Origin of the sequence: Xenorhabdus sp. PB62.4 (assembly GCF_014467285.1) — a bacterium.
GTDB lineage: Bacteria > Pseudomonadota > Gammaproteobacteria > Enterobacterales > Enterobacteriaceae > Xenorhabdus.
Genome location: NZ_NKHR01000020.1, coordinates 17,977 through 43,841, shown reverse-complemented (window position 1 = coordinate 43,841; position 25,865 = coordinate 17,977). Strand labels below are relative to the sequence as shown.

Genomic DNA, 25,865 nt, shown 5'->3' with positions numbered 1-25,865 from the left:
TTTTCCTCAGGTAGTGATTAATAATTGCACCAATAATAACTGGATAAATATACAAGTAAAGTGGCTTGAATAAGATTTTTTTATACTGCGGCAAAATTGAGAGGCGATCAGTGCTGTATATCTTACAGTCAAAGGGTATACTGACTGCTTTCGTTTAAATTCATATGTATCGCGTGCGGATTCAACATGCAAAAGTTTGATACCAAAACCTTCCAGGGAATCATCCTGACATTACAGGATTACTGGGCGCGTCAAGGCTGTACCATTGTCCAACCACTGGATATGGAAGTCGGCGCTGGAACCTCTCATCCTATAACCTGTCTGCGTGCTTTGGGGCCAGAACCTATTGCAGCAGCTTATGTGCAACCTTCCCGTCGTCCAACTGACGGCCGTTATGGCGAAAACCCGAACCGCCTCCAGCACTACTATCAATTTCAGGTTATCATCAAGCCCTCTCCGGAAAATATTCAGGAGCTTTATCTTGGCTCCTTGAGAGAGTTGGGACTTGATCCTACTGTTCACGATATCCGTTTTGTTGAAGATAACTGGGAGAACCCAACCTTAGGTGCTTGGGGATTGGGCTGGGAAGTCTGGCTGAACGGCATGGAAGTGACTCAGTTTACTTACTTCCAGCAGGTTGGCGGTCTTGAGTGTAAGCCAGTGACTGGCGAGATTACTTATGGTCTGGAACGTCTGGCGATGTACATTCAGGGCGTAGACAGTGTTTACGATTTGGTATGGAGCGATGGCCCGCTGGGTAAAACCACGTATGGCGATATTTACCACCAGAACGAAGTTGAGCAGTCTACTTACAACTTTGAACACGCCGATGTTGATTTCCTGTTTACCTGCTTTGAGCAATACGAAAAAGAAGCACAGGAACTGCTGGCACTGGAGACTCCGCTGCCACTGCCGGCTTATGAGCGCATTCTAAAAGCCGGCCATACTTTCAACTTGCTGGATGCCCGTAAAGCAATTTCTGTGACTGAACGTCAGCGCTATATCCTGCGCATCCGTACCCTGACCAAAGCAGTTGCTGAAGCTTATTATGCCTCCCGTGAGGCGCTTGGCTTCCCTATGTGTAACAAAAAATAAGAGGCCATCATGACTCAACAGACTTTCCTTGTGGAAATCGGCACAGAAGAGCTGCCACCAAAGGCGCTGCGTTCACTGGCTGAATCCTTTGCGGCCAATTTTGAAGCAGAACTGAAAAACGCCAATCTGGGTCATGGTGAAGTTAGCTGGTTTGCTGCTCCTCGTCGTTTGGCGTTGAGAGTGGAAAATCTAGCTGCGGCACAGGCTGATCGCGAAGTTGAAAAACGTGGCCCTGCGATTGCTCAGGCGTTTGATGCGGAAGGCAAACCCACCAAAGCGGCGGAAGGTTGGGCGCGTGGTTGTGGTATCACCGTTGATCAGGCTGAACGCATGGTTACGGACAAAGGGGAATGGCTGCTTTATCGCGCTCAGGTCGAAGGCCGTGAAGCAAAAGCGCTGCTGGCGGATATGGTGAGCAGTTCTCTGAGCAAATTGCCGATTCCTAAATTAATGCGTTGGGGTGATAAAGAGACTCAATTTGTTCGTCCGGTGCATACGGTGACTTTGCTGCTGGGCAGCGAAGTGATCGAAGGCGAAATTCTGGGTATCAAATCCGATCGTATTATTCGTGGTCACCGTTTTATGGGTGAAGCGGAATTCTCCATCGAGCAGGCAGAACAATATCCGGCTATTTTGCAGGAGCGTGGCCGGGTTATCGCCGATTACGAAGCCCGTAAGGCGATAATCAGGCGTGATGCAGAACAAGCAGCGATGCAGCTTGGCGGTGTGGCTGATCTGAGTGACAGTTTGCTGGAAGAAGTGGCTTCTCTGGTGGAATGGCCGGTCGTGCTGACCGCGAAATTCGAAGAAAAATTCCTTGAAGTTCCTGCGGAAGCGCTGGTTTATACCATGAAAGGCGACCAGAAATATTTCCCGGTTTATGATAAAGCGGGCAAATTGATGGCGAACTTTATTTTTGTTACCAATATTGAATCTTCTGATCCTCAGCAAATCATTTCAGGTAACGAAAAAGTTGTTCGTCCACGTCTGGCAGACGCAGAGTTTTTCTTCAAGACTGACCGTAAGCAGCGTCTGGAAGATAACCTGCCGCGTTTGGAAACTGTACTGTTCCAGAAGCAACTGGGCACACTGCGTGACAAAACGGATCGTATTCAGGCTCTGGCTGGCTGGATTGCTGAAAAAATCGGTGCTGATGTCAATCATGCGACGCGCGCAGGCTTATTGTCCAAATGTGACCTGATGACCAACATGGTATTCGAGTTCACCGATACGCAGGGCGTCATGGGGATGCACTATGCTCGTCATGACGGAGAAGCCGAAGATGTGGCATTGGCACTGAATGAACAGTATCAGCCACGTTTCTCTGGGGATGAATTGCCATCTACCGGGGTTTCCTGTGCGGTTGCCATTGCAGATAAAATGGATACGTTGGCAGGGATTTTCGGTATTGGTCAGCATCCGAAAGGGGATAAAGATCCGTTTGCTCTGCGCCGTGCGGCACTGGGTGTTCTGCGCATTATCGTTGAGAAAAAACTGCCTCTCGACCTCCAGACTTTGACGGAAGAAGCGGTGCATTTGTACGGTGACAAGCTGACCAACGAAAAAGTGGTGGATGATGTTGTTGAGTTTATGCTCGGTCGTTTCCGCACGTGGTATCAAGAGCAAGGTTATAGTGTAGATACCATTCAAGCGGTACTGGCGCGTCGTCCGACTCAGCCGGCAGATTTTGATGCCCGTATGAAAGCGGTTACGCATTTCCGTACTCTGGATGAAGCGGTTTCTCTCGCGGCTGCCAATAAACGTGTTTCCAACATTCTGGCAAAATCAGAAGAGCAGTTGAATGACGCGGTTCTTGCTTCCGTATTGAAAGCGGCAGAAGAGATCCAACTGGCAACACATCTGGTCGTATTGAAAGAAAAACTGGCTCCTCTGTTTGCAGAAGGCAACTATCAGGATGCGTTAGTTGAATTGGCTTCTCTGCGTGAAGTGGTGGATGCGTTCTTCGACAATGTGATGGTCATGGATGAAGACAGCCAAGTTAGGATCAACCGCTTGACGCTGTTAAGTGAACTGCGTGATCTGTTCCTGCGTGTAGCGGATATTTCATTGCTCCAGTAATTTCTGATTTATTGGTTTAGTGTAATCGCCCTGATGCAAAGCCCTGCTCTAATTGGCGGGGCTTTTTACTGTCTGCAATGGCGATAAAGCGTCTGTTTTGGATGGATTATCATCAACTAATCACTTATCTTTAAAAAGGTATTGACGGTTTGCGGCGCTGGCAGTAAGATGCGCTTCGTTTTCGGCGAGTAGCGCAGCTTGGTAGCGCAACTGGTTTGGGACCAGTGGGTCGGAGGTTCGAATCCTCTCTCGCCGACCAGCATTCTGAAACCCCGCTCTTTTGAGCGGGGTTTTTTCTTATATATCAATTAAATAAAATTGTTTACTATTTTCTTACAAGCCCACAATCAGGCATTAATTATTCGAATGCCATATTCCGACAAGATACTATCAGCAGAAACTTGTGTTAACCCTTCCATTTGAGATTGTACATATCAGAGCAAACGGAATTAATAACATTAGAGATAGTTTCTTCATGATCCTTTATCCTATTTTTACATAAAAATTAACAGTCTAACTTTGTTTAGGAACAGTATTGGATTCAATCAACTACGCTATCTACAAAAAATACAATGAGAAATGTACTAATTTTGGGATAAAGGATATGGATTATAAGGTCAACATGCCTATAATTTTATATATAATATGGTATGTATAAAAAGTTTACTGTGAAAAATGGGAATATAAAGATGAAATTATTATTTAGTATACTATCTGTATTAGTAATAAGTGTTTCAGGTTGTATTTCAACGCAAAAACCTTTCTCTATGGATTATAAGACAGATAGTGAAACCTTTCACTTAACAAAATCATGTATAGAAAGATTTACCCCTGAAGAAAAAAACAATGTTATTTTCATAAAAATAAAAAGAAATACTAATTGCAGTGAATCATTTAATATTTTCTGGAAAAAAAGTGTAGGTAAAAAAGTATCTGTTCTATTTGATAAAAAATTTATACTTAAAGATGTTTACACAAATGCTCCAATAAAAACTGAAAATGGATTTTATCAAGCTGTTGATTCTACCTTATCACTCAAAAAAATAGTTGACTCATTGAACTAATATAAACCTATGGCTTGCTTTCTTATTTACGAAAGAAGCCATAGATTAATTATATTAAAAAATAAAAATAAGGAGTTTTAATATGTTACTTCAATTGACTGCCCTATTGAATGGCTTTTGAAACGAATACGATCTTGACCAGCACCATCATTACCTCTGATTTGATATGAACCTGGGCCCATTGTAGTTACAGTCCTATAACCTCCGTTTGTTGCATATTGAATTTCAACATCAAATGAGGAAGGGGCTTGAGAAATAGTATCGAGTGAAACTGTATATGCGTAAGATCCTACATGATTTTCTAATCCAATCCATGGCCCCCATGTTAATGGAGGAGCCCAAGCTGTTATTCTCATAATAACCTCTCATTTCATTTATAACACATGATAAAATAATAGAATTATAAAGCAAGGTGGAATAAATAGTCATTACTAGAGCGCTCACAAAATTAATATAGCATGAAAAAATAGAATAAAACACAAGTTATTTGTAGGAATGAAAAAACAAAGATATTACAAAAATAATTCCAAGACAAAAAACTTAGGTTAAATAAATAAATAAAGTAATGGAATCCATAAATAGTCTATGTTCTGTAACTTATAAGAATTTCAGGTAGTATTTTAGATTATCTAAATTATCTATTGTTTTTTAATCTACATTTATCGAAGTGGTCTAATTATACTAAAATGGATAGGTGAAAATAACCTATGTAATATAATAATTATCATTTCAGTATTCTATCAATGATAAATTAATAATCCAATGTATTAACTCAATATTTTAATAATTTCATCAATGGACGATAAATGTGAAAACTATTTATATCAATTTAACTTCAAGATGCAGGTTTGTCATGATTTTTTATTCTATAAAATCAGTATAATATGAATTTTTAATCATGTATCTTCAAGTTTGTTGAGTATATCCCTTATTTAATGAGTTGAAAATAATCTAGGGCAGATCAGACGACCTCTTACAAGTGTGTTTTCACCTCGTGCATATTTGCTTGGATAGTCATGCCATTATGATCAATTAATTAAATTAATAGTCATATCTGTTAATTGAATAAGTAATGTTATGGAATTTGCTTTAACTGGTTATATTTAAATCAATTCTCCTGATTAGATCATATTCTTATCTTATATATTCCTGCCTTTTTCATAAGCTATGCTGCTCGTTATTTAAGCATGCAGTCACAAATTCAAAATTATCATCACCAGAGATTAATTCTTTCTGTTTGCTTAATATTTAGTTGATTTGTCTATTTTGTGTGCTTTACGTCATGTTTTTTAACCATCATTGTTAATAATTCTTTTCTTTTATGTTTTCCTTATGTTTCTGGTGTTGTGTGTGATGATGTTGACGTCAGGCATAACAATTGATTAATTGATAAGCGAAAAATAATAAAACAAGCTAAACATCACAAACGGAGTTCAAGTAATGGCAATCTCCAAAAAAAAACAGTCCAGTTTATTGAAACTGGGAATCGCTTTTGTCGCATTGGCTGTCTCAGCCAGTATTCAGGCAAAAACGTTGGTTTACTGTTCTGAAGGCTCTCCTGAAGGCTTCAATCCGCAGTTATTCACCTCAGGCACAACTTATGATGCAACTTCCAGGCAGATCTATAACCGTCTGGTGGATTTTAAAGCTGGTTCAACAGCGATCATTCCGAGCTTATCTGAACGCTGGGATGTAAGTGAAGATGGCAAATCCTATACTTTCTATTTGCGTAAGGGTGTGAAATGGCATGGCAATAAGGCATTTAAACCCACTCGTGATTTTAATGCCGATGATGTGATTTTTACTTTTATGCGCCAGAAGGATAAAAATCACCCGTACCATCAGATCTCTGGCGGCAGCTACGAATATTTCACTGGTATGGATATGGGTAACATCATCAACAAAATAGAAAAAGTCGATGATTATACCGTTCGCTTTGTATTGTCACGTCCTGAAGCGCCTTTCATAGCTAATTTAGCGATGGATTTCGCTTCTATTCTGTCCAAAGAATATGCTGATGTGATGTTGAAAGCGGGAACGCCAGAGAAAGTTGACCTGGACCCAATTGGTACTGGTCCATTCCAGCTTATGCAGTATCAGAAAGATTCACGTATTCTCTATAAGGCATTTAAAGATTACTGGGAAGGAGCAGCGAAAATTGATCGTTTGGTGTTCTCCATTACGCCTGATGCTTCTGTCCGCTATGCAAAATTGCAGAAAAATGAATGCCAGATAATGCCATATCCAAACCCGGCAGATATATCCCGCATGAAGCAGGATAAAAACATTACTGTGATGGAGCAGGCCGGCTTGAACGTGGGATACCTTTCTTTCAATGTCACCAAGCAGCCACTGGATAACCTGAAAGTGCGTCAGGCGCTGACGATGGCAGTGAACAAAGACGCCATCATTGAGGCTGTGTATCAGGGCGCAGGGCAGAAAGCAAAAAACCTGATCCCTCCGACAATGTGGAGCTACGATAAAGATATCAAAGATTACACCTATGATCCCGCCAAGGCTAAGGAACTGTTGAAAGAGGCCGGTTTCCCGAATGGTTTTGAAACTGATCTGTGGGCAATGCCGGTACAGCGCCCATATAACCCAAATGCCCGCCGCATGGCGGAAATGATTCAGGCCGACTGGATGAAAATTGGCGTTAAGGCCAAGATTGTCAGTTATGAATGGGGTGAATACCTGAAACGGGCTAAAGATGGTGAACCGAAAACGGTGATGATGGGATGGACAGGGGATAACGGTGATCCTGATAACTTCTTCGGCACCTTGTTTAGTTGTGCGGCGAAAGAGAAAGGCTCTAACTATTCAAAATGGTGTTACAAGCCATTTGAGGATGTTATTCAGCCAGCGCGCGAAACCGCTGATGTCAATAAGCGCACAGAACTTTATAAGCAGGCGCAGGTTGTGATGCATGAGCAGGCCCCAGCATTAATCATTGCCCACTCTACGGTTTATGAGCCAATCCGTAAAGAGGTGAAAGGATATGAGGTTGATCCGCTCGGCAGACATCTTTTCTACTACGTTGATCTCAAATAATTCTTGCTATTGAGCTGTTGTGATTAACCATCCCCCAGATTTCTCTGCGGGGATGGTTTCGCTTCTCTGATGGGCAAGTAAACACGTGTATTACACCAAGCGGCCTTAAGAGCCGTAACTGGTTTTTAAAAAGAGAATTCAGGATATGCTGCAATTTATCCTCCGACGTTTGGGATTAGTGATCCCGACGTTTATTGGTATTACGCTGCTGACGTTCGCTTTCGTGCATATGATCCCCGGTGATCCCGTGCTGATTATGGCGGGAGAACGGGGTATTTCTGCTGAGCGACACGCCCAATTAATGGCTGAAATGGGGTTGGATAAACCTCTCTGGGAACAATATCTTCATTATATCAATGGCGTGCTGCATGGTGATTTAGGGATTTCCCTAAAAAGTCGTATTCCGGTATGGGACGAATTTGTTCCACGGTTTAAGGCGACTTTCGAATTGGGTATTTGTGCCATGTTATTTGCCATATCCGTGGGTATTCCTGTCGGGGTATTGGCAGCGGTCAAACGTGGCTCGGTTTTTGATCACACAGCGATTGGTTTGTCTCTGACGGGTTACTCCATGCCAATTTTCTGGTGGGGGATCATGTTGATTATGTTGGTTTCCGTCCAGTGGGATCTCACCCCTGTTTCCGGCCGAATAAGCGACAGCGTATTTCTTGATGACAGCAATCCCCTGACGGGATTTATGCTGATTGATACGCTGATTTGGGGAGAAGAGGGGGACTTTGTTGATGCCGTGATGCACATGATTCTGCCAGCGATTGTGCTAGGGACGATCCCGTTGGCGGTGATTGTGCGCATGACCCGTTCTTCCATGCTGGAAGTGTTGGGTGAAGATTATATCCGTACTGCTCGTGCAAAAGGTTTGAGTCGTATCCGTGTCATTATCGTTCATGCGTTGCGTAACGCGTTGTTACCGGTGGTGACAGTAATCGGCCTGCAAGTGGGCATTATGCTGGCGGGGGCAATTCTGACCGAAACTATTTTTTCGTGGCCGGGATTGGGGCGTTGGTTGATTGATGCTTTGCAGCGTCGTGATTATCCGGTGGTGCAGGGTGGGGTATTGCTGGCTGCGACGATGATCATTTTGGTCAACCTGGTGGTTGATTTGCTGTATGGCGTTGTCAATCCGCGTATTCGTCATAATAAATAAGGAGCACATGATGACTCAAACAACTGAGCCAGCGGTATCGGGTGCACCAAAATTGATGACGCCGATGCAGGAGTTCTGGCATTACTTTAAACGTAATAAAGGCGCGGTGATCGGCCTTGTTTATATTGTACTGATGTTGCTGGTTGCATTATTGGCGGGTGTATTGGCGCCACACGGACCGGCAGAACAGTTTCGTGATGCTTTACTGACCCCTCCGGTATGGCAGGAAGGGGGAAGCTGGCAGTTTATCCTCGGTACAGATGATGTTGGTCGCGACATTTTATCCCGCCTGATGTATGGCGCACGGCTCTCATTGCTGGTGGGCTGTCTGGTTGTAGTGATGTCATTGCTGATGGGGATTACGCTGGGAGTGCTGGCGGGTTATGTCGGCGGTATTGTGGATACCACTATCATGCGTATCGTCGATATTATGCTGGCTTTGCCAAGCCTGTTGCTGGCATTAGTATTGGTCGCGATCTTCGGCCCATCCATTGTTAATGCGTCACTGGCTTTGACTTTTGTCGCCTTGCCTCATTATATCCGCTTAACGAGGGCAGCCGTGTTGGTTGAAGTCAACCGCGATTACGTGACGGCCTCTCAAGTGGCTGGCGCGGGAGCCGTGCGACAAATGTTCATCAATATCCTGCCAAACTGCCTTGCACCGTTAATTGTGCAGGCGTCATTAGGGTTTTCAAACGCCATTCTCGATATGGCCGCTTTAGGATTTCTGGGGATGGGGGCACAACCGCCGACGCCAGAATGGGGAACCATGTTGGCGGATGTTTTGCAATTTGCCCAGAGTGCATGGTGGGTTGTGACCTTTCCGGGGCTGACAATTCTATTGACGGTACTGGCGTTTAACCTGATGGGAGACGGGTTGCGTGATGCACTCGATCCTAAGCTCAAGCAGTAGGGGTATTGTGAAATGGCATTGTTGAATGTAGACCAATTATCGGTGCACTTCGGGGATGAAGATGCACCTTTCCGCGCCGTTGACCGTATCAGCTACAGTATCGAGCAGGGAGAGGTTGTCGGGATTGTCGGAGAATCAGGCTCAGGTAAATCAGTTAGTTCATTGGCAATTATGGGGCTGATCGATTATCCGGGCAGAGTTACGGCTAAGAAAATGGAATTCGATGGTCGTGATCTGACTAAAATCTCAGAAAAAGAGCGGCGCCAGTTAGTGGGGGCGGAAGTGGCGATGATTTTTCAGGATCCCATGACCAGCCTTAACCCGTGCTACACCGTCGGCTATCAGATCATGGAAGCGCTGAAAATCCATCAGGGCGGTAATAAAAAAACCCGGCACCAGCGGGCAATCGATCTATTAACACAAGTAGGTATTCCCGATCCGGCTTCCCGTTTGGATGTTTATCCACACCAATTATCGGGTGGGATGAGTCAGCGCGTGATGATAGCCATGGCTATTGCCTGTCGTCCGAAACTCCTGATTGCTGATGAACCTACGACGGCACTGGATGTCACGATTCAGGCACAAATCATCGAATTGCTACTGGAGTTGCAGCAGCAGGAAAACATGGCATTACTCTTGATCACCCATGATTTGGCGTTAGTCGCAGAAGCTGCCCACCATATCATTGTGATGTATGCCGGGCAGGTAGTTGAAATTGGCAAAGCAACAGAAATTTTCCGCGCGCCACGTCATCCTTATACACAGGCATTATTGCGTGCATTGCCAGAATTTGCGGTAGACAAATCCCGTTTAGCGTCGTTGCCCGGTGTTGTCCCCGGAAGATATGATCGTCCGACAGGGTGTCTGCTCAATCCTCGTTGTCCTTATGCCAATGATCATTGCCGTAAGGAGGAACCTCCCCTGAAATCAGTGGGGAGCCGTCAGGTTAAATGCCATATGCCGTTGGATGATGGGGGGAGGCCGACAGTATGAGTGTTCAACAAAACTATATAGATGAAAACCTCGTAGATGAAAACCTTGTAGATGAAAACCATGTACAAGCAAATCATGTACGGGAAACGGTGACAGTGCCTTTGCTGAAAGCCACTGAGCTGAAGAAATATTATCCGGTGAAAACGGGCATATTCTCGCCTGAGCGTATGGTTAAGGCATTGGATGGTGTTTCATTTGAGCTGGAGAAAGGCAAAACGCTGGCCGTTGTCGGGGAATCAGGATGTGGAAAATCCACGCTGGGTCGCTTACTGACCATGATTGAAAAACCGACCGATGGGGAGCTTTATTATCTGGGACAGGATCTATTAGTGCCAAATAAAGAAGCAGAGAAACTGCGTCGCCAGAAAATCCAAATCGTATTCCAAAACCCTTATTCTTCCTTGAATCCCCGTAAAAAAGTTGGGCAGATTCTGGAAGAACCGCTGCTGATTAATACTTCGCTTACGGCATCTGAACGCAAGGAAAAAGTCTTGCAAATGATGGAGAAAGTGGGATTAAAGTACGAACATTATTCGCGTTATCCACACATGTTTTCCGGTGGTCAGCGTCAACGTATTGCTATTGCTCGTGGGTTGATGTTAAACCCTGATGTTGTGATTGCGGATGAACCTGTTTCTGCGTTGGATGTTTCGGTGAGAGCGCAGGTTTTAAACTTGATGATGGACTTGCAGCAGGATTTGGGATTATCTTACGTCTTTATATCCCACGATCTTTCAGTCGTTGAGCATATTGCAGATGAAGTAATGGTCATGTATTTGGGGCGCTGTGTTGAAAAAGGCAGCAAGCATATGATTTTCAATAATCCGCGCCATCCTTATACACAGGCGTTGTTGTCTGCAACTCCTCGCCTGAACCCTGAATTGCGTCGTGAGCGTATTAAGCTGACAGGAGAATTACCAAGCCCGATGAACCCACCTCCGGGGTGTGCGTTTGCGGCCCGTTGCCGTCGTGCATTTAGCTCATGTCACCAATTCCAGCCTAAGTTAAAGCAATATGGCGAACAACTGATCGCGTGTTTCGCGGTCGAACAGGATGAAAAACCATCCACCTAATTGACCTGACCGTGGTATAACAGGTAAACGTAGCAGTACGTTATGTAAGTACGTGAAAGAGTGCAATCGTTATGCCCCGGTCATTTTTCTACTTTGAATTCATCAAAATAAGACGACCGCAAGTAAAATCAAGTATACTCAGTCACATTATTAAGGTGTACTAGCCAGTCTTCTCACAATTATCGGTTTGGATAAGATGAAGTTGCGTGTCAAACGTTCGTTAACTATTAAACAAATGGCCGCAGTGACAGGAGTCACTTTGGTAACTATTGCCATTTTCATCACTATCCAGCTATCTCATCTGTTGCAGCAGCGGAAAGAGGATTACATCAGCCAGCTTAATAACGCGGCTGTGCAAATCCAGACTCCTTTGGCGGAAGCGCTGCTGAGTTCAGATCTCAATAAAGCAAAAGCATTGTTGATTGGGCTAAAGACCTCAGGCATTCTGGGCCGGGCCGATGTGGTATTACCTAATAACGTTCGGGTGATGAGTTTGGATTTTGCAACTCATCGGCCTATACCTGAGTTGGCAAAGCAGGTTTTTGGTATTCCTGTTGAGGTCAATATCCCGCTATATGTTTATGGAGTTTCGCCAAAAACCGCAGAACCTCAGGGACACCTCATTTTGCAGGTCGATTCCAACCGAGTATACCGTTTTGCTTTGAATACACTTGCATTAATGTTGACAACCTATTTATTGCTCGCACTTATTCTTACGGTATCGATAAGCTGGTGTGTGAACCGCATTATCATCCATCCGCTACGCGATATTGCGCGGAAACTGAATGAAGAACAGCCACCAGAGCCTATGTCTTGCCCTAACAGCCATCAGGATGATGAGTTGGGGTTACTGGTAAAAGGCTATAATCGTCAGGTTAATAAGCAGAAAACGCCATCAAAATGAAACCTTACAAGATGAATAATGGTCTAATCCTTGGTGATAATATCTAGATATTTCTGATTGTCTCAGGTTTTGAAGGATAAAACTAAACAGGTAGGGGTAAGTAATAATGCAGGGCAACAAAATCGGGTATCTTATTGGTGGCACAATTCTGGCGACGACTTGCTTGGCTCAAGCAGAAACCTTGCAGCCCGATCCGGCTTGGCAACAAGGCAAACTTGAAAATGGGTTTAGCTGGCAAATCCTGCAAACACCACAGCGGCCCAATGACAGAATACAGTTGCGGTTATTGGTAAAAACGGGTTCACTGGTCGAAAAAAACCATCAACGGGGTTATACCTACCTTATCCCGAAAGTTGTTTTATCCAGCAGTAAAGATTTATCATCGCAAGAACTTGAAAACCTCTGGCATAACGCGATTGACACCAAAAACCCTTTCCCTCCTGCCATTGTTTCATACGATTTCACCCTTTATAGCTTAAGCTTGCCGAATAACCGCCCTGAGTTACTGCAAGATGCGTTGATATGGCTTTCTGATATTGCTGGTGGTGCTGTATTTATACCGGAAACAGTGGCACAGGCCACGAAAGAAGAGGAATATCCTGTTACAACTTTTCCACCTAATGTCCAAGATCCGGTATGGCGTATGCGGTTGCAAGGCTCGACGCTGATAGACCATGATCCCGGGTTGCCGATATCCAAGCCTGTCGATGTGAAGAAAGTCGAAAACTTCTATCATCAGTGGTACACGCCGGATGCGATGACGCTGTACATTGCGGGAAATGTTGACAGGCGGTTATTGTCAGAACGGATTAACCAGACATTTTCGCCATTGGAAGGAAAGCGACAGACACCGGTTCCTGTTCCTACATTATTGCCACTGAAAGCAGCAACGATTGGCGTAGTGAGTGATAAGATCAAACAAGATCGCCTATCTTTAACCTGGAACCTGAATTGGCTGCCTATTAACGATTCACAGACGCTGATTCAGTATTGGCTGAATGATCTGGCACGTGAGGCGCTTTACCGTTATCTGCAATTGGGACTTCAGGAAAAGCAGGATGACATGAAATTGGGGCTGGATTGCCGGGTGATTTACCAGCGTGCGAATTGTTCATTAAATCTGGATACCTCCTCAGACAAACTGATGGAATCCACGCTTTATCTGGCTTCTCAGTTGTCATCATTGCGTGAAAATGGGCTGCCGGAGGGGCAATTTGATGAACTTTATTCCCAGAAGAAAGCTCAGCTCCGGCAACTATTTGCGATGTATGCGCGTACTGATACTGACATCTTGATTAACCAACGCCTGCTGTCACAACAAAATAATGTGATAGATATCGCCCCTGAACAATTCCAGAGATTGAGACAGGTATTTTTATCGTCACTGACACCACAGATCCTGAATAAAAAACTGAAAGAGATGTTGTCTCAGGAAATCTCTTTTATTCTGGTGCAACCAAAAGGCGAAGAAACAGTTGATGTTAATCAACTCAAAAATAGCTTTAACCAGATTATGAGACCGGGGCCATTGCCGGAGAAGCCTTGAGAGGCGACTCTATTAGAAACAGGTGAAATTACGACAGAATGAGGTGGGACCGTGGTCCCACTTGTTTTAAATAGTAAAATTCATTGACTTACCGCCAGGCAGTTTAACACCCAGAGTCATTTATCCTTTTAATTCAATCTATGACTTCTTCTCTGCTTTCGCTGCCGCCCTCAGCTCAGTCACGTTCTTACCCCCAATCCCCCAGTTATCTGTTTCCACTTCATCAATGATCACAAAAGTCGTGGCCGGGTTTTTCCCAAGTACATCCACCAGCAATTGGGTTGCACCTTCAATCAGTTTTTGTTTCTGCTCAGCGGTTGCACCTTCACGGGTAATTCTGATGTTCACAAATGGCATAAAATGACTCCTTTTTTGGTTTGTTATGAAATGCTTCTGATGAAGCATTCCCGCTTTGATACGGGAATGTAGGTACAGCAAAAAAACAGTCTGGCTTTTTGATATGTGGTTATTGCTCTGGTTTCTTCTCTTCTGCGGTCGCAATCCACGCGGCACAAAACAACGTCAGCCGGGCGAAGAAATAGAAGAATGCCATTAAACCAATGACGGAACCAAAAGCAGCGCCAGAAGGAGAGCTGGCAAGGCGTGGCAGCATCATGGTCATAATATATTTGATGACCTCAAATCCAATGGCTGCCATTAACGTACCTTTGAATAGCGCTTTTCTTTCAGGCCGATGGCGCGGCAGGATCCACAGTATCCATAGGAATAACAAATAATTGGCAGAAATGGAAATAGTCATGCCAATTGATGTCCATGCAGGACGGAGCCATTCTATGCCTTCCAATCCGAGGGCATGGACGATGGTGGCTTGGGCGGAGCCTGAAATGGAAGTCAGCGATAGCGTCATTACCAACGCAAAAAGAAGGCCGAATAAAGAGAAAAAATCGCGAATGTATTGAAAGTAAATTTTCTCTTTATCTGCTTGATTGCGTTCCCAAATATCACGGGATTGAGCGAGGATCGCTTCGCGCAAATTTCCCACCCAGTTCACACCCGAATAGAGGGCGATTGCCAGACCAGTCAATCCGACAGTTGTTCTTTGGTTGACCGCGGTGTCTACACTGTTTTTTAACGTGTTGGCGAGGGCGGGATCACTGATGCTATTGGCGATGCCATTGATCAAGCGTGCCAGTAAGTCTGGGTTGGATGCCAACACAAAACCTGCAACGGCAAAAGAGAGCATCAGGATCGGGATCAGGGAGAGAAAGGAAAAATAGGTAATCGCAGCACCAAACTGGCTACCCATGCGATCGTTGAAGCGTTGTGCCGCCCGGATTAAGTGGGCAATAAAAGGAATACGGCGGATAGCGTTGCCAATGCGAATCGTCACGGAAAGCGCTTTTTTACTGCCATGTAACCCTTTCGCTAATGGTGTGGAGATTTTCCCTATACCGGATTGTTCCCTGTTTTTATGGTCAATTGGCATTACATCCTCTTAAATCTGGTTGTGACTATCATTACTCGTTATATATTTCGTGAAATACATTTTTATTGGAATATATAGCTACTGAAACACGTGTCTCTGAAATCCATTCTTTATCTATGTATGGGAATCTATGTATGGGAAAAAAGAGTAACAGGCAAAATGGAAAAGGCAACAAAGGAAGGGAAGCGAAAAAATACGGTAGCCAATCATTTGGCTACCGTATTGAAGGTCAATCGCGGATCATGATAATCAATCTAATTGACGACCTTTAACTTCACTGCGGATAGCTGGCAGTTCAGAGTCGTGGCTTTCATTTTTCACAAAAGGCACTTTGCCAGAGAAAATATCTTTTTGTGCAGTGGTAGCCAGATCGATGATGGAATCGGGTACGTTAACGCCCAAATTTCTGCTCTTATCGTATCCCGTCACAGATTGCTGATTAATCTGTTGGGTATTCACAGTGACAGGCCCCTGTGCACTGTCAATTTTGCTGCCGGCTAAATACGTTGTTCCAGAAACATCCAGATTCACGCTTTGAGTACCGTTCAGCGTTGTTTGTTTACCTACTGTTTCGCGATCGAGCGTATCGTAATGGCCTTTGAGTTTGCCATTGAAGCCCTTGAACGCGGCTGTCAACTGGTCTTTCAAACCCGGTGCCTTACCATTGGCATTATCAGCAGAGGCAGTCTCAGTTGTAGCGGTATTTCCTGATGAACCTTCTGCTGTGGCAGGAACAGCCTGCTTAGACGGGTTATCGCCTTTGACCGTTTTGCTATAACCCAAGCCAGCGTTCAGTTCTGCATCCAATTTGTGGGTACTGTCTTTGAGGCTTTCAACATTGAAATTGCCGCCGACTTTACCGGTGACTTGATCTGCTGTCACATTCGCGCCTTTGAGTGAGGTGTCGCCTGCACTGGTCAACGTAACATTGCTACCAGAAACTTGGGTGTTACGGTGCGTTGTTTTATCCAGATGGTTGACCCCGAATTTCAATTCACCGCCAATGTTGTATTTATTGTCGATGATACGGTCAGTGGCTGCGGTATTGCCTGTTACAGAATTATCGCCGGCAGTGTTGTTTGCTGCGCTGTTACCACCTTCGTTGTTGCGGGCCTTGGAAGAGAACCCTCCTTTAGCTTTAGCACTGGCATTCCAGCCATTGGCATTCTCTGTCTCCTGGGCTGAAGTCAGATCGATTTTCCCGCGTTGTGCCGTTAAGTCTACCTGTTTGCCGGATACATTTGCGCCTTGTAATGCCAGATTATTGCCCGCATTCAGGTTTACACCTTGTCCACCAGTAATCGCACTGGTCTGAGCCGTGGTTTTGTTCTGATTGTTGGTGTTATAACCGCCACCGAGGCTGGCATCGAAATTCTTGCCATCCGGGTTGGTTCCTACTGTCAGGGAAACTTCCCCATTGTAACCGCTGTTTTTTTGCTCGCTACGGTTGGTGGCTTGATTGAACTGGATATTTCCGCCAGCATCAACGTTGGTTGCGCCTTTGCCCGCATTCATTGATGTGCCTTGGTAACGCGCATCTCTGGTTACCTGGATATTAATGCCGTTTTGGGCATTAATGCTGCCAGTGACTGCGTTGGAATTGCTGTTAGATGTTTCATTATGGCTGCCATTGCCTTTACCGTTGACGGAAATATCTGCACCTGTGGTGGTGTAAACACGGAGACGTGCATCGCCAGTGGTATCAGAAGATTGGCTGTTCTGGCTGTTTACAGCCGCTTCACTGGTATGGCTGCCAGCAGTCAGCGATACGCCGCCTTTATTGGCTTGATATTGCGTGCCCTGATCGTAAACGTCGCCATTTGTTGTCACTTTGATATCGCCAGCTTTAACGGAAGTGACCACTGCATCGGATTTATGGTTATTGGTGTAACGGCTGTTGCCATTCATCTCCAGTTCAATACCTACGTTAGGCAAACCTGTTTTCGAAATGGCAGTGTCCAGCTTCTTGTCTGAGGCGGCTTTGGCTGTTTTTTCGATTGGGCGGGTTGTTGCACTGTAATCGGCTGTAGCACTGATTTCACCTCCCACCTGTAATTGATTGGTAGAGCTGGATTCAGTATTGGCCGTCGCCACATTTTTAATGCTGCCAGCATTGGCCTGATAAGTCCCCTTTACTTGATGGTCAGTACCCTGTTGCTTCAATTCACCCATTGCATTCAGGTCAAGGTTGCCAGTGACTTGCGTTTTAGTCACTGTTGCCGTTGTCCGATTCTGGGACTGACCATTGCGGTTATAGGCACCTTCAACACCGCTGCCGAATTTGTCCATACCGCCGGTGAAAAACACGCTGCTATCGACTTTTTCTTGTGACGTTGAGGTTGAAGTGCTCTCTTCACCCACCAGCAGAGAAACGTTGTTTCCGGTGATTTTTGCATCACCTTTTGTTGTCACTAAATTAGCACCCGTGACGGTGACATTTTTGCCGGCCCTTACGGTGAGATTGCCACCGCTCAATTCTGATGGTCGTTGCGTTATATTTTCGTTTTGCTGTTTATCAAGAGTATGTACGAAACCTGCCCCAGCACGGTATTGCTTATCTTTTGCCTCCTTAGCGTAATACTGCCAGTCAAGGTTGGTTTTCTCCTGTTGATACTGATTTTTCTCACCATAATTCAGGATATTGATATTGCCCGATGTGTCCAGTTGCAGTTCACGGGCACTTTGCACCAGACTGCCAATCACATTGATATCTTTATTGCTGAGTAATTTCAGATCCGTATCAGAAACCAAATGACTGCTGGAAGATTTTTGCTGCTTATTCTGTTCTTGATTGGTATTTTTGGTGATGTTGAAGATCGTTCCTTTTCTTTCATCCACCTCTTTATAAGTGTGGCTGACCGCATTGTCGATCGTTAATTGACCATCATTGGCTTTAACATAGGCACCTTTCTCGGCTTTGACTTTACTGCCTGTAATCGTGACACCATTCATGCCAGTCAGCAGTAAATGCCCACCCGCTGTAACTTCGGAAATATGGTGACTTTCTGATTTATCACGATTATCTTTCTTGCTGCCACCAGCAATGCCTCTCCAATAGGTTTTATCCTTCTCAAGGACTTGGTCATCAACCAGGGATTGGACGGTAATATTGGCTTGCTGTCCCGCAGAGACAATCAGATTATTACCGGAATGAATCTGAGTCCCCATAATGTTGGCATTGCCGCCTGCTTCGATGCCTATATTACCACCTGCCTTCAATTCATTGCTGACGCTTCTCTGAGTCGTATTGATCTCGTTCCAGTGACCGGTTTGCAGTGCCGCGGTATGGTTCTTTTTATAACCCTTCTCTGTGGTCACCTCTGATTCCACCAGTCCTGCCAGTTTCACATCCTTTTCGGCAGACACGGTCAGTTTATTACCCGCATTGATTTTACTGCCAAGTACTTCGGCATTACCTTCATTGGCTTTCAGAAGAACGTCTTGACGAGCATTAATGGTGTTGCCTTCATGCTGATATTTTTCACTTTCATTGGTGACATCATATCGCCAGAATACTTTCCGTTGATTATTCGTGCTTCTGTCAAGTTGGTGGAGTTCTTGTCCATCCAATTTAAGATCGGCGCCGGTCAGTGTGACATTATCCCCATCAATATCAGTGGCTACTACACGATTGTGTTGTTTGGCACTCAGTGTAATGTTTTTGCCTTCCAACTGAGTACGGGCAACAGATTCACTGGTTTGTTTTTTTTGGGTATAAGCGCTACTGAAATAACCTTGGTGGTTATCACTGCCGGTGGTATCTGAAATGGATTGATTCAGGCGTCCCCGAGACAGCAAATTATCAGCCTGTAAAGTAATATCACCCCCTTTCAAGGCCGCCGCTTCCAGTTTTATATCGCCGTAGGATTCAATACCAATACCCTCATTGGCGGTCATTTTACCTTGCAGATTAACACCACTGCCTTCGGCGGTATTCAGAATACGAATACGTCCGGCCTGCATACTGCCAAGATAGTAGCTGTCGAGTGCAGCGATATTCTCTTGTTGTGAAGCCAAAACGTGGCCATCGGCTGAAACTTGGTTGTTACCCGTCGTGATATTGATCGCTTTTGAGACAATGACCTGACCATTACTGTCAATTTTAGGCGCAATCAAATTCAGTACGTCATTGTGGGATAGGCCATTGTTTCCGATCTTCAGGGCAATCTGGTTATCAAAAGTGCTGAAACCCTGCAACGTGCTATTTTCGACCAGTGGATTACCAACAACCAGTGATGCCTGATTTGTATTGATAAAACCGCAGCCATTACAGGTAATGCCGTTAGGGTTTGCCAGTACATAGTCGGCGGCCATACCAAATATTTCTTGCTCCCCGAGTAAGAAAGACGGGTTACGGCTAATCACCTCATTTAATATCACGCTGGCAGCCTGCCCGTTCAGATTGCTGTTGGCTGATAATTCACCTGCCAATTGTGATTGCCCATCAACCAATGAGTTATTTAATACCGCCCCCATTTGATTAACGTTGAAATCCTGATATTGGTTATGTGATAACCCTGATTCAGAAGGCGCGACAATATTTATTACTGTCGCACCCGTGTCAGCCTGGGTAACATCCGGGCGATGTGTAGCATCACCTCCCGGAGTAATACCGTTCGCAAAACTGACCGAACAAGTTGCCAGAATAATTGCCATAGATGCGGCGAGTTTTCCTGTGGAAGAGAGTTTGAATATTTTACTTTTCATATAATTACCTTGATTTACTTTCTTTATTGCTATGTGCAGCGCTCTGGGGATGGATAATCCCCAAAACTGTCTGCGTTAAAAAAACGTCAAATGGTGTAATAAACTAAAAAGTGTAAGAAAAGCGGGTTAACAGTTGCATAGGTTCATCCGTGTTCCTATTTTGATGGGAGAGCAATTTGCCTCGGCTTACCTCGATATCGGCAACCAGTTGCTGATAGCGCAGTGTCAGACCAGCACTTAATCCGGCACTGCTTTGCCAGTTATTCTGGTTGCTTTGCCTGTTATTCTGACTGCGATGGCCTTTGGTCTGTCCGATATCCACGCCTGTACGCAGTGACAGTGAGCCATTAGAGATGGGTATTGAGTGGGAAAGCGTATTCCTCAGATACCAGCCGTTATCGCCTGATGACACATTTTTGCTGAAACCTCGTACCGTATTGCGGTCGGTCACATTAACCCACTCAACACCCGGCAGCCCACTTGGGCTGTACTGGGCGTAAAATTGGCTATTAAAATGGTAAGGCTTATCAAAGAGCTTGAAACGCTGCTGCAAATTTGCTGATAATTTACCTTTGGTAAATCGGTTATTCAGACTGGTTATGCCGGTCTGGGCACCAAACCACGGCATTCCCTGTTCAATACTCATATCAAGGGAGATCAACCCTGCGGGAATGATTTGTAAGTGGTTAATTCCTAGCTCTAATATACTCAATGTCTGGCTACTGGTAATAAGTTTGGAGCCCCCGAAATAGTTGCTGTAATTCTTGTAAGCCAATTGGGCGTGTAGGGTATCGATCTGATATTGATTGCGATGGAATACCCAATCGGTACGCATTCCTGTTTGCTTTGAATTTCCGTGTATCTTGAACGAATGCCTCTGAAAGTGCGGATGGCCGGTATATTGGGAATAGCTGTTGAATCCGCTGACAGTAACGGCGCCGTAAGGGATCGAATAAAACAGGGTATAGGCGCGGTTGTACTGGTGATTGGGTTTATCAATCGTGCTGCTGCCACTGAGGCTGGCAAAGTCAGATAATCCCAGTGGGCTGTCTACACTGGCATTAAGCCGCGTAATCCATTTCCCGGTGCTTTTTTGCCCGTAATTATCGGTTGTGGTGGTTATTCTCCACGGGGTGGAATGCCGGTTGTGCAGTTTAACGATGGAGCCACCATTAACTGTACCGGGCAGAATATCGAGAGTTGTTTTGTTTGAGCGCAGACGATTCGCCTGATCCAGACCTTGATCAAGTTGGTTCAGGTTCAGTGGCTTGTTTATCAGGTTCGGGAAGAGCGTCTGGCTATTGATCCAGCGATCACTGCCTTCTACCGCTTCAACAAAACCTTCAACCACATTGATCCCCAGTTCGCCATTTTGGTTGGGGGGAATAAATTGCACTCGCGCTGTAATATAGCCTTTGGCAACATAAAGGTTAGTTATTTCTGCTGATAGCTTATTAATATCATTGCTGGTGATACAACTCTCGGGAAGTGCGCTGAGCGAATTTAAGTCACTCAGCGAAAGTAGAGTAATGCCCTGAAGATAAACGCCGTTGATAGCCAGGCACGGTGGTGCATCCACCAGTACAGGGGAAACTTTTTGTGGTGACACACTATCGGTACGATTGATTAGTCCCTGATGGCGGCGTTCTTCAATTAACTGATCTATTTCCCTTGAGCTATCCTGTAAGGTTCTTCTCGTTTCATCTGTAGGGAGAATAGTGGACATCACATCAGGTGATGCGTTTACCTGAAGTGCAGTACCTAATAAGATGAAAATTGTCGTCCTTTTAATCATGGGAGTACCCAAATGACAATAGTTGATGGGAAAAGTATCGTGTTGGGTTAAGATTAACCTTCCTGGTTTATTAATTAATCATTAGAGCATAGAAAATATTTTATTTTGTACTGATTAATAGTTGCTTTTTGTTCTGAACGATTATTTGTAGTTATAAATTTCTTTTAGTGACTTATAATAACTCGCATTAGTTATTTTCCTTCTAATTATTAAGGATATAAGTCAAATGCAATTTAGCTTTAATTAAAATTCCCGTTTCACTTTGTGCTGTTTATTTGAAAGTTTTGCTTATGTCATATTGATGAAAGGGTTTTTAGGGGAAAGGGGCAAAACATGAGGCAAGGCATTTATTTATCATTAGATGATTTATTGTTCATTAATGACAAATGTAATTATGAATTCATTCATCTTTATTCATTGTGAAAATAATTACTACATAAAAATCTGACAGCGGGAAAGAATCAGAAAAACAAATATAAGAGAGAAAAAAAGGAATTAAATTAAATTGGCAGGTAAATCAAGAAATATCTGATTGAATCAGCCAATGAATAATATTCATTGGCTGAAAGGTTATTACTTAATACTTAATGAAGAAGATATTAAGCAACAATTGGCGCGCGCCAGTCGTCAGCACCAGAAGTACCAGCAGTAGTGTGTTCCCACTCGATCTTACGATAAGAAAGAGAAACACGAACCAACTGAGTGAACTCAGATTTTGCTGGGTCCTGGCAGTGTGGCATTTTGCAGTCGATATCAACGATAGTTGCATCTACCAGTTTAGTAGTGAAGAAATGCTCTTGTTTACCTTCGATAGATGTACGGTACCATTTCAGCTCTACAGTAGTCAGCATTTCGCCAGAAGCTAATGCGTTGTAAAGCAGAGGAACTGCTTTATTCAATGCAACGGTAAAGCGGAATGGCTTGTGCGCACGCTGGCCAGAAGGCTGTCCAGACTGTGGATCAGTTGGAACAGTAACGATGTGGTCAAATTCTTGAACCAGCATTTCGTCTTCGTGACCTTGAACAAAGATATTACCTACGGATTCAGCAGTGAATGCGCCAGCGGTAATATTGCCCTGAGTTTTACCATTGATGGAAATATAACATGGAGTTGGCATATGAATATCCTATAAAAAATTACCAATATTAGTGTAAGTGTTCGTTCCTTGCGTGATTATTCCATTTATGAATCAAATGAAATTATCGTTTGCCAAACACTCGGGGCGAATAATAAAGCTGAAATTGTCTAATGCAAAGTCATTTGGAAAATGCAACTCGCACTCTAATTCAATGACAAATAAAAATTTTATAATCATTGCCGTTGTAAAATTTATGGCTGAGTTTTTATAAACAATAAGCCGGTTAAACTGGTTATAAAATGTTCTCTGATTTTGGTGTCATTTTAACATATTGATATATAATGATATTTTATTTTTAATTTAAATGTTTTTCATGATCATGCAGAAAGTGTTAACTAGATCAAAAAAATGAAAATAATTTGGATTGTAATGATAAATAATTAATCAAAATAGAATAAAAAATGATATTGACGATAATTATGAAATACGACTTTAAGGTTATATTTTATTCAGGTGAAAATGAAAAATATTTCTTTTTATACAATTAACAGGTAATAGGTCTGCATACTCCTGTAGAGAGTAAAACCAAACTTTTCTCTATTGTAAGAGAAAAAATTGTTTATAACTGGCTATGTATTGATATGAATGGATTAAAAGCTTGAATAGAGGCTTTTATCAATTTGTGTTTTGGCTTTACATCAAAAAAATAAAATGTCAAACTCGAACTTGACGATTTTTCATATCGATGTTATTTCCACGATTGGATAGGATATATCTGATTATTTAACTATATGTTGATATAAAACTATTCGTGCCTGCAAATATAGTTATCTTCTTTTGCCTATTTTTTTAGGGAGATCTTCTGTATTTGCTATATAGGTAAACATTGGAATCATTCTCTCACCAATAATGAGTTGTTAGACAGTTCATGGTTGTATTAGCCAAAGGGATTCAAATATGAGTAAGAATAGTCCAGGTAGCGTAGCTCCGAAAGAAAGAATTAATATTAAGTATGTTCCTAATACCGGTGATCAAACCGCAGAAGTTGAATTACCTCTGAATCTTCTGGTTGTTGGTGACTTGAAAGGAAAGAGCGAAGATACGCCAATTGAAGAACGGCAAACAGTTTCTATCAATAAGAACAACTTTAATGCCGTAATGAATGAAGCGAACATCAACCTGACTTTTAATGTTCCTAACCGCCTTGATGAAAAAAGTGAAGAAGATCTATCAGTTAATGTAGATATAAAATCTCTGAGCGATTTTTCACCAGATAATATCGCGAAGAAAGTCCCTGAATTAAATAAACTTCTCGAACTTCGTGAGGCATTAGTTGCGTTAAAAGGCCCATTGGGAAATATCCCGGCATTTCGTTCTCGCTTACAGTCACTGCTGGATGATGAATCCGTTCGTGAGCAACTCCTGAAAGAACTTGAAATCGTCAATAAAAAATAACTGGTTAAAGGAATTTTTAAATGGCTCAGCACGAAGAAAACAGTACAGCTATTGCTTCTGGCGCAACGACCTCCTTGCTTGATGAGATTATGTCCCAAGCGAGAATGACACCGGAAAATGACGGCTACTACATTGCTAAACAAGGTGTTGCCGCGTTTATTGGCAGCATTTTGGACACTGGCTCTAACGAAGAACCTATCAATAAACTGCTTGTTGATAAAATGATCGTTGAGCTGGACAAAAAGCTCAGCGAGCAGATGGATGAAATTATGCATGCCAAGCAATTCCAGGAACTGGAATCTTCTTGGCGTTCACTGAAAATTCTGGTGGATCGCACTGATTTCCGTGAAAACATCAAAATCAACATCATTCATGCCACTAAAGATGAATTGTTGGAAGATTTTGAATTCTCTCCTGAAATTATTCAGTCTGGTTTCTACAAACACGTTTACTCCACAGGCTACGGCCAGTTCGGTGGTGAACCTGTTGCTGCCGTCATCGGTAACTATGCGTTCGGTAACACAACACCTGACATCAAACTGATGCAGTACGTTAGTTCAGTGGGTGCGATGGCTCATGCGCCATTCTTGTCTTCTGTTTCACCTGAGTTCTTCGGTGTTAACAGCTTTACCGATCTGCCTGCCATCAAAGATCTGAAGTCTGTCTTCGAAGGCCCTTCACATACTAAATGGCGTGCACTGCGCGAATCTGAAGATTCACGTTACTTAGGCCTGACGGCTCCTCGCTTCTTACTGCGTCTGCCTTATTCCAGTGTTGAAAACCCAATCAAGAACTTCAACTATCAGGAAAATGTCAGCCGTGACCACGAGCACTTCCTGTGGGGTAACACTGCGTACTTGCTGGCAAGTTGTCTGACTGACAGCTTCGCTAAATACCGTTGGTGTCCAAACATCATTGGCCCACAGAGCGGTGGTGCTGTAAGCGACCTGCCTGTTCACCTGTACGAAGCAATGGGCCAGGTTCAGGCGAAGATCCCAACCGAAGTTCTGATCACTGACCGTCGTGAATTTGAACTGGCAGAAGAAGGTTTCATCACCCTGACCATGCGTAAGGGTAGCGATAACGCCGCATTCTTCTCTGCAAACTCAGTGCAGAAGCCAAAAGTTTTCCCGAATACCCGTGAAGGGAAAATCGCGGAAACCAACTACAAGTTGGGTACGCAGCTTCCGTACATGTTCATCATCAACCGTCTGGCTCACTACATCAAAGTATTGCAGCGTGAACAGATCGGCTCCTGGAAAGAGCGTCAGGATCTGGAGCGTGAACTGAACATGTGGCTGAAACAGTACATTGCTGATCAGGAAAACCCACCCACTGACGTTCGCAGCCGTCGTCCTCTGCGTGCAGCCGAAATCAAGGTCCTGGATGTTGAAGGCGATCCAGGCTGGTATCAGGTTGCGATGCAGGTTCGCCCGCACTTCAAGTACATGGGTGCAAGCTTCGAACTGTCTCTGGTTGGACGTTTGGATAAGGAATAA

General features: G+C 43.9%; 18 protein-coding genes and 1 tRNA gene. 13 read left to right on the top strand and 6 right to left on the bottom strand.

Translation table 11 applies throughout. The features are described 5' to 3' along the window. Nucleotides 1-186 precede the first annotated feature (186 nt). The 4 genes from glyQ (at nucleotide 187) to Xenpb_RS15100 (ending at nucleotide 4,238) form a co-directional block, all read left to right on the top strand. Nucleotides 187-1,095 carry a glycine--tRNA ligase subunit alpha gene (glyQ, locus tag Xenpb_RS15115; RefSeq protein ID WP_047963903.1) on the top strand — a complete coding sequence of 303 codons (909 nt, stop codon included), beginning with the start codon at nucleotides 187-189 and terminating at the stop codon, nucleotides 1,093-1,095. 9 nt (nucleotides 1,096-1,104) lie between these two features. Further along, nucleotides 1,105-3,174, top strand: a complete 2,070-nt coding sequence (glyS, locus tag Xenpb_RS15110) for a glycine--tRNA ligase subunit beta (RefSeq protein WP_187655080.1) — start codon at nucleotides 1,105-1,107, stop codon at nucleotides 3,172-3,174. A 182-nt stretch (nucleotides 3,175-3,356) separates the two neighbouring features. Beyond that, nucleotides 3,357-3,433, top strand: a tRNA-Pro gene (locus tag Xenpb_RS15105). A 430-nt stretch (nucleotides 3,434-3,863) separates the two neighbouring features. Continuing rightward, nucleotides 3,864-4,238 carry a hypothetical protein gene (locus tag Xenpb_RS15100; protein ID WP_187655079.1) on the top strand — a complete coding sequence of 125 codons (375 nt, stop codon included), beginning with the start codon at nucleotides 3,864-3,866 and terminating at the stop codon, nucleotides 4,236-4,238. A gap of 77 nt (nucleotides 4,239-4,315) precedes the next feature. Here Xenpb_RS15100 and Xenpb_RS15095 read toward each other — a convergent pair whose 3' ends face one another. Then, on the bottom strand, nucleotides 4,316-4,594 hold the full coding sequence (locus Xenpb_RS15095) for a colicin Z C-terminal domain-related protein (RefSeq protein WP_187655078.1): 279 nt from the start codon (nucleotides 4,592-4,594) through the stop codon (nucleotides 4,316-4,318). A gap of 1,084 nt (nucleotides 4,595-5,678) precedes the next feature. Here Xenpb_RS15095 and dppA point away from each other — a divergent pair. From dppA to Xenpb_RS15060, 7 genes are all read left to right on the top strand, one after another. Further along, nucleotides 5,679-7,289, top strand: coding sequence for a dipeptide ABC transporter periplasmic-binding protein DppA (gene dppA, locus Xenpb_RS15090; RefSeq protein WP_187655077.1), 1,611 nt, complete (start codon nucleotides 5,679-5,681; stop codon nucleotides 7,287-7,289). 145 nt (nucleotides 7,290-7,434) lie between these two features. Beyond that, a complete protein-coding gene (gene dppB, locus Xenpb_RS15085) occupies nucleotides 7,435-8,454 on the top strand; it encodes a dipeptide ABC transporter permease DppB (RefSeq protein WP_187655076.1) in 1,020 nt (339 codons plus the stop codon). Between the two features lie 10 nt (nucleotides 8,455-8,464). Further along, nucleotides 8,465-9,367, top strand: a complete 903-nt coding sequence (gene dppC, locus Xenpb_RS15080; RefSeq protein WP_187655098.1) for a dipeptide ABC transporter permease DppC — start codon at nucleotides 8,465-8,467, stop codon at nucleotides 9,365-9,367. 12 nt (nucleotides 9,368-9,379) lie between these two features. Next, nucleotides 9,380-10,360 (top strand): dipeptide ABC transporter ATP-binding protein, encoded by a 981-nt coding sequence (dppD, locus tag Xenpb_RS15075; protein ID WP_187655075.1) that lies wholly within the window; start codon nucleotides 9,380-9,382, stop codon nucleotides 10,358-10,360. After that, nucleotides 10,357-11,433: a dipeptide ABC transporter ATP-binding subunit DppF gene (gene dppF, locus Xenpb_RS15070; RefSeq protein WP_222943002.1), complete on the top strand. Its 1,077-nt coding sequence runs from the start codon at nucleotides 10,357-10,359 to the stop codon at nucleotides 11,431-11,433. Before dppD ends, dppF begins: the two co-directional genes overlap by 4 nt. A 196-nt stretch (nucleotides 11,434-11,629) precedes the next feature. Beyond that, entirely contained in the window at nucleotides 11,630-12,337 is a 708-nt protein-coding gene (locus tag Xenpb_RS15065) for a HAMP domain-containing protein (protein ID WP_187655074.1), read from the top strand. Between the two features lie 106 nt (nucleotides 12,338-12,443). Then, on the top strand, nucleotides 12,444-13,883 hold the full coding sequence (locus Xenpb_RS15060) for a pitrilysin family protein (RefSeq protein WP_187655073.1): 1,440 nt from the start codon (nucleotides 12,444-12,446) through the stop codon (nucleotides 13,881-13,883). 138 nt (nucleotides 13,884-14,021) lie between these two features. Here Xenpb_RS15060 and Xenpb_RS15055 read toward each other — a convergent pair whose 3' ends face one another. From Xenpb_RS15055 to Xenpb_RS15035, 5 genes are all read right to left on the bottom strand, one after another. Then, nucleotides 14,022-14,288 (bottom strand): 2-hydroxymuconate tautomerase family protein, encoded by a 267-nt coding sequence (locus Xenpb_RS15055; RefSeq protein WP_187655096.1) that lies wholly within the window; start codon nucleotides 14,286-14,288, stop codon nucleotides 14,022-14,024. A 61-nt stretch (nucleotides 14,289-14,349) separates the two neighbouring features. Further along, complete coding sequence (gene yhjD, locus Xenpb_RS15050; protein ID WP_187655072.1) at nucleotides 14,350-15,330, bottom strand: inner membrane protein YhjD; 981 nt, start codon at nucleotides 15,328-15,330, stop codon at nucleotides 14,350-14,352. A 249-nt stretch (nucleotides 15,331-15,579) separates the two neighbouring features. Beyond that, on the bottom strand, nucleotides 15,580-20,037 hold the full coding sequence (locus tag Xenpb_RS15045) for a hemagglutinin repeat-containing protein (protein WP_187655071.1): 4,458 nt from the start codon (nucleotides 20,035-20,037) through the stop codon (nucleotides 15,580-15,582). A 103-nt stretch (nucleotides 20,038-20,140) separates the two neighbouring features. After that, entirely contained in the window at nucleotides 20,141-21,832 is a 1,692-nt protein-coding gene (locus Xenpb_RS15040) for a ShlB/FhaC/HecB family hemolysin secretion/activation protein (RefSeq protein ID WP_187655070.1), read from the bottom strand. Between the two features lie 599 nt (nucleotides 21,833-22,431). Further along, on the bottom strand, nucleotides 22,432-22,950 hold the full coding sequence (locus tag Xenpb_RS15035) for an Hcp family type VI secretion system effector (RefSeq protein WP_092519770.1): 519 nt from the start codon (nucleotides 22,948-22,950) through the stop codon (nucleotides 22,432-22,434). 918 nt (nucleotides 22,951-23,868) lie between these two features. Here Xenpb_RS15035 and tssB point away from each other — a divergent pair. Next, nucleotides 23,869-24,366: a type VI secretion system contractile sheath small subunit gene (gene tssB, locus Xenpb_RS15030; RefSeq protein WP_047964027.1), complete on the top strand. Its 498-nt coding sequence runs from the start codon at nucleotides 23,869-23,871 to the stop codon at nucleotides 24,364-24,366. Nucleotides 24,367-24,386: 20 nt separating this feature from the next. After that, nucleotides 24,387-25,865, top strand: coding sequence for a type VI secretion system contractile sheath large subunit (gene tssC, locus Xenpb_RS15025; protein ID WP_187655069.1), 1,479 nt, complete (start codon nucleotides 24,387-24,389; stop codon nucleotides 25,863-25,865).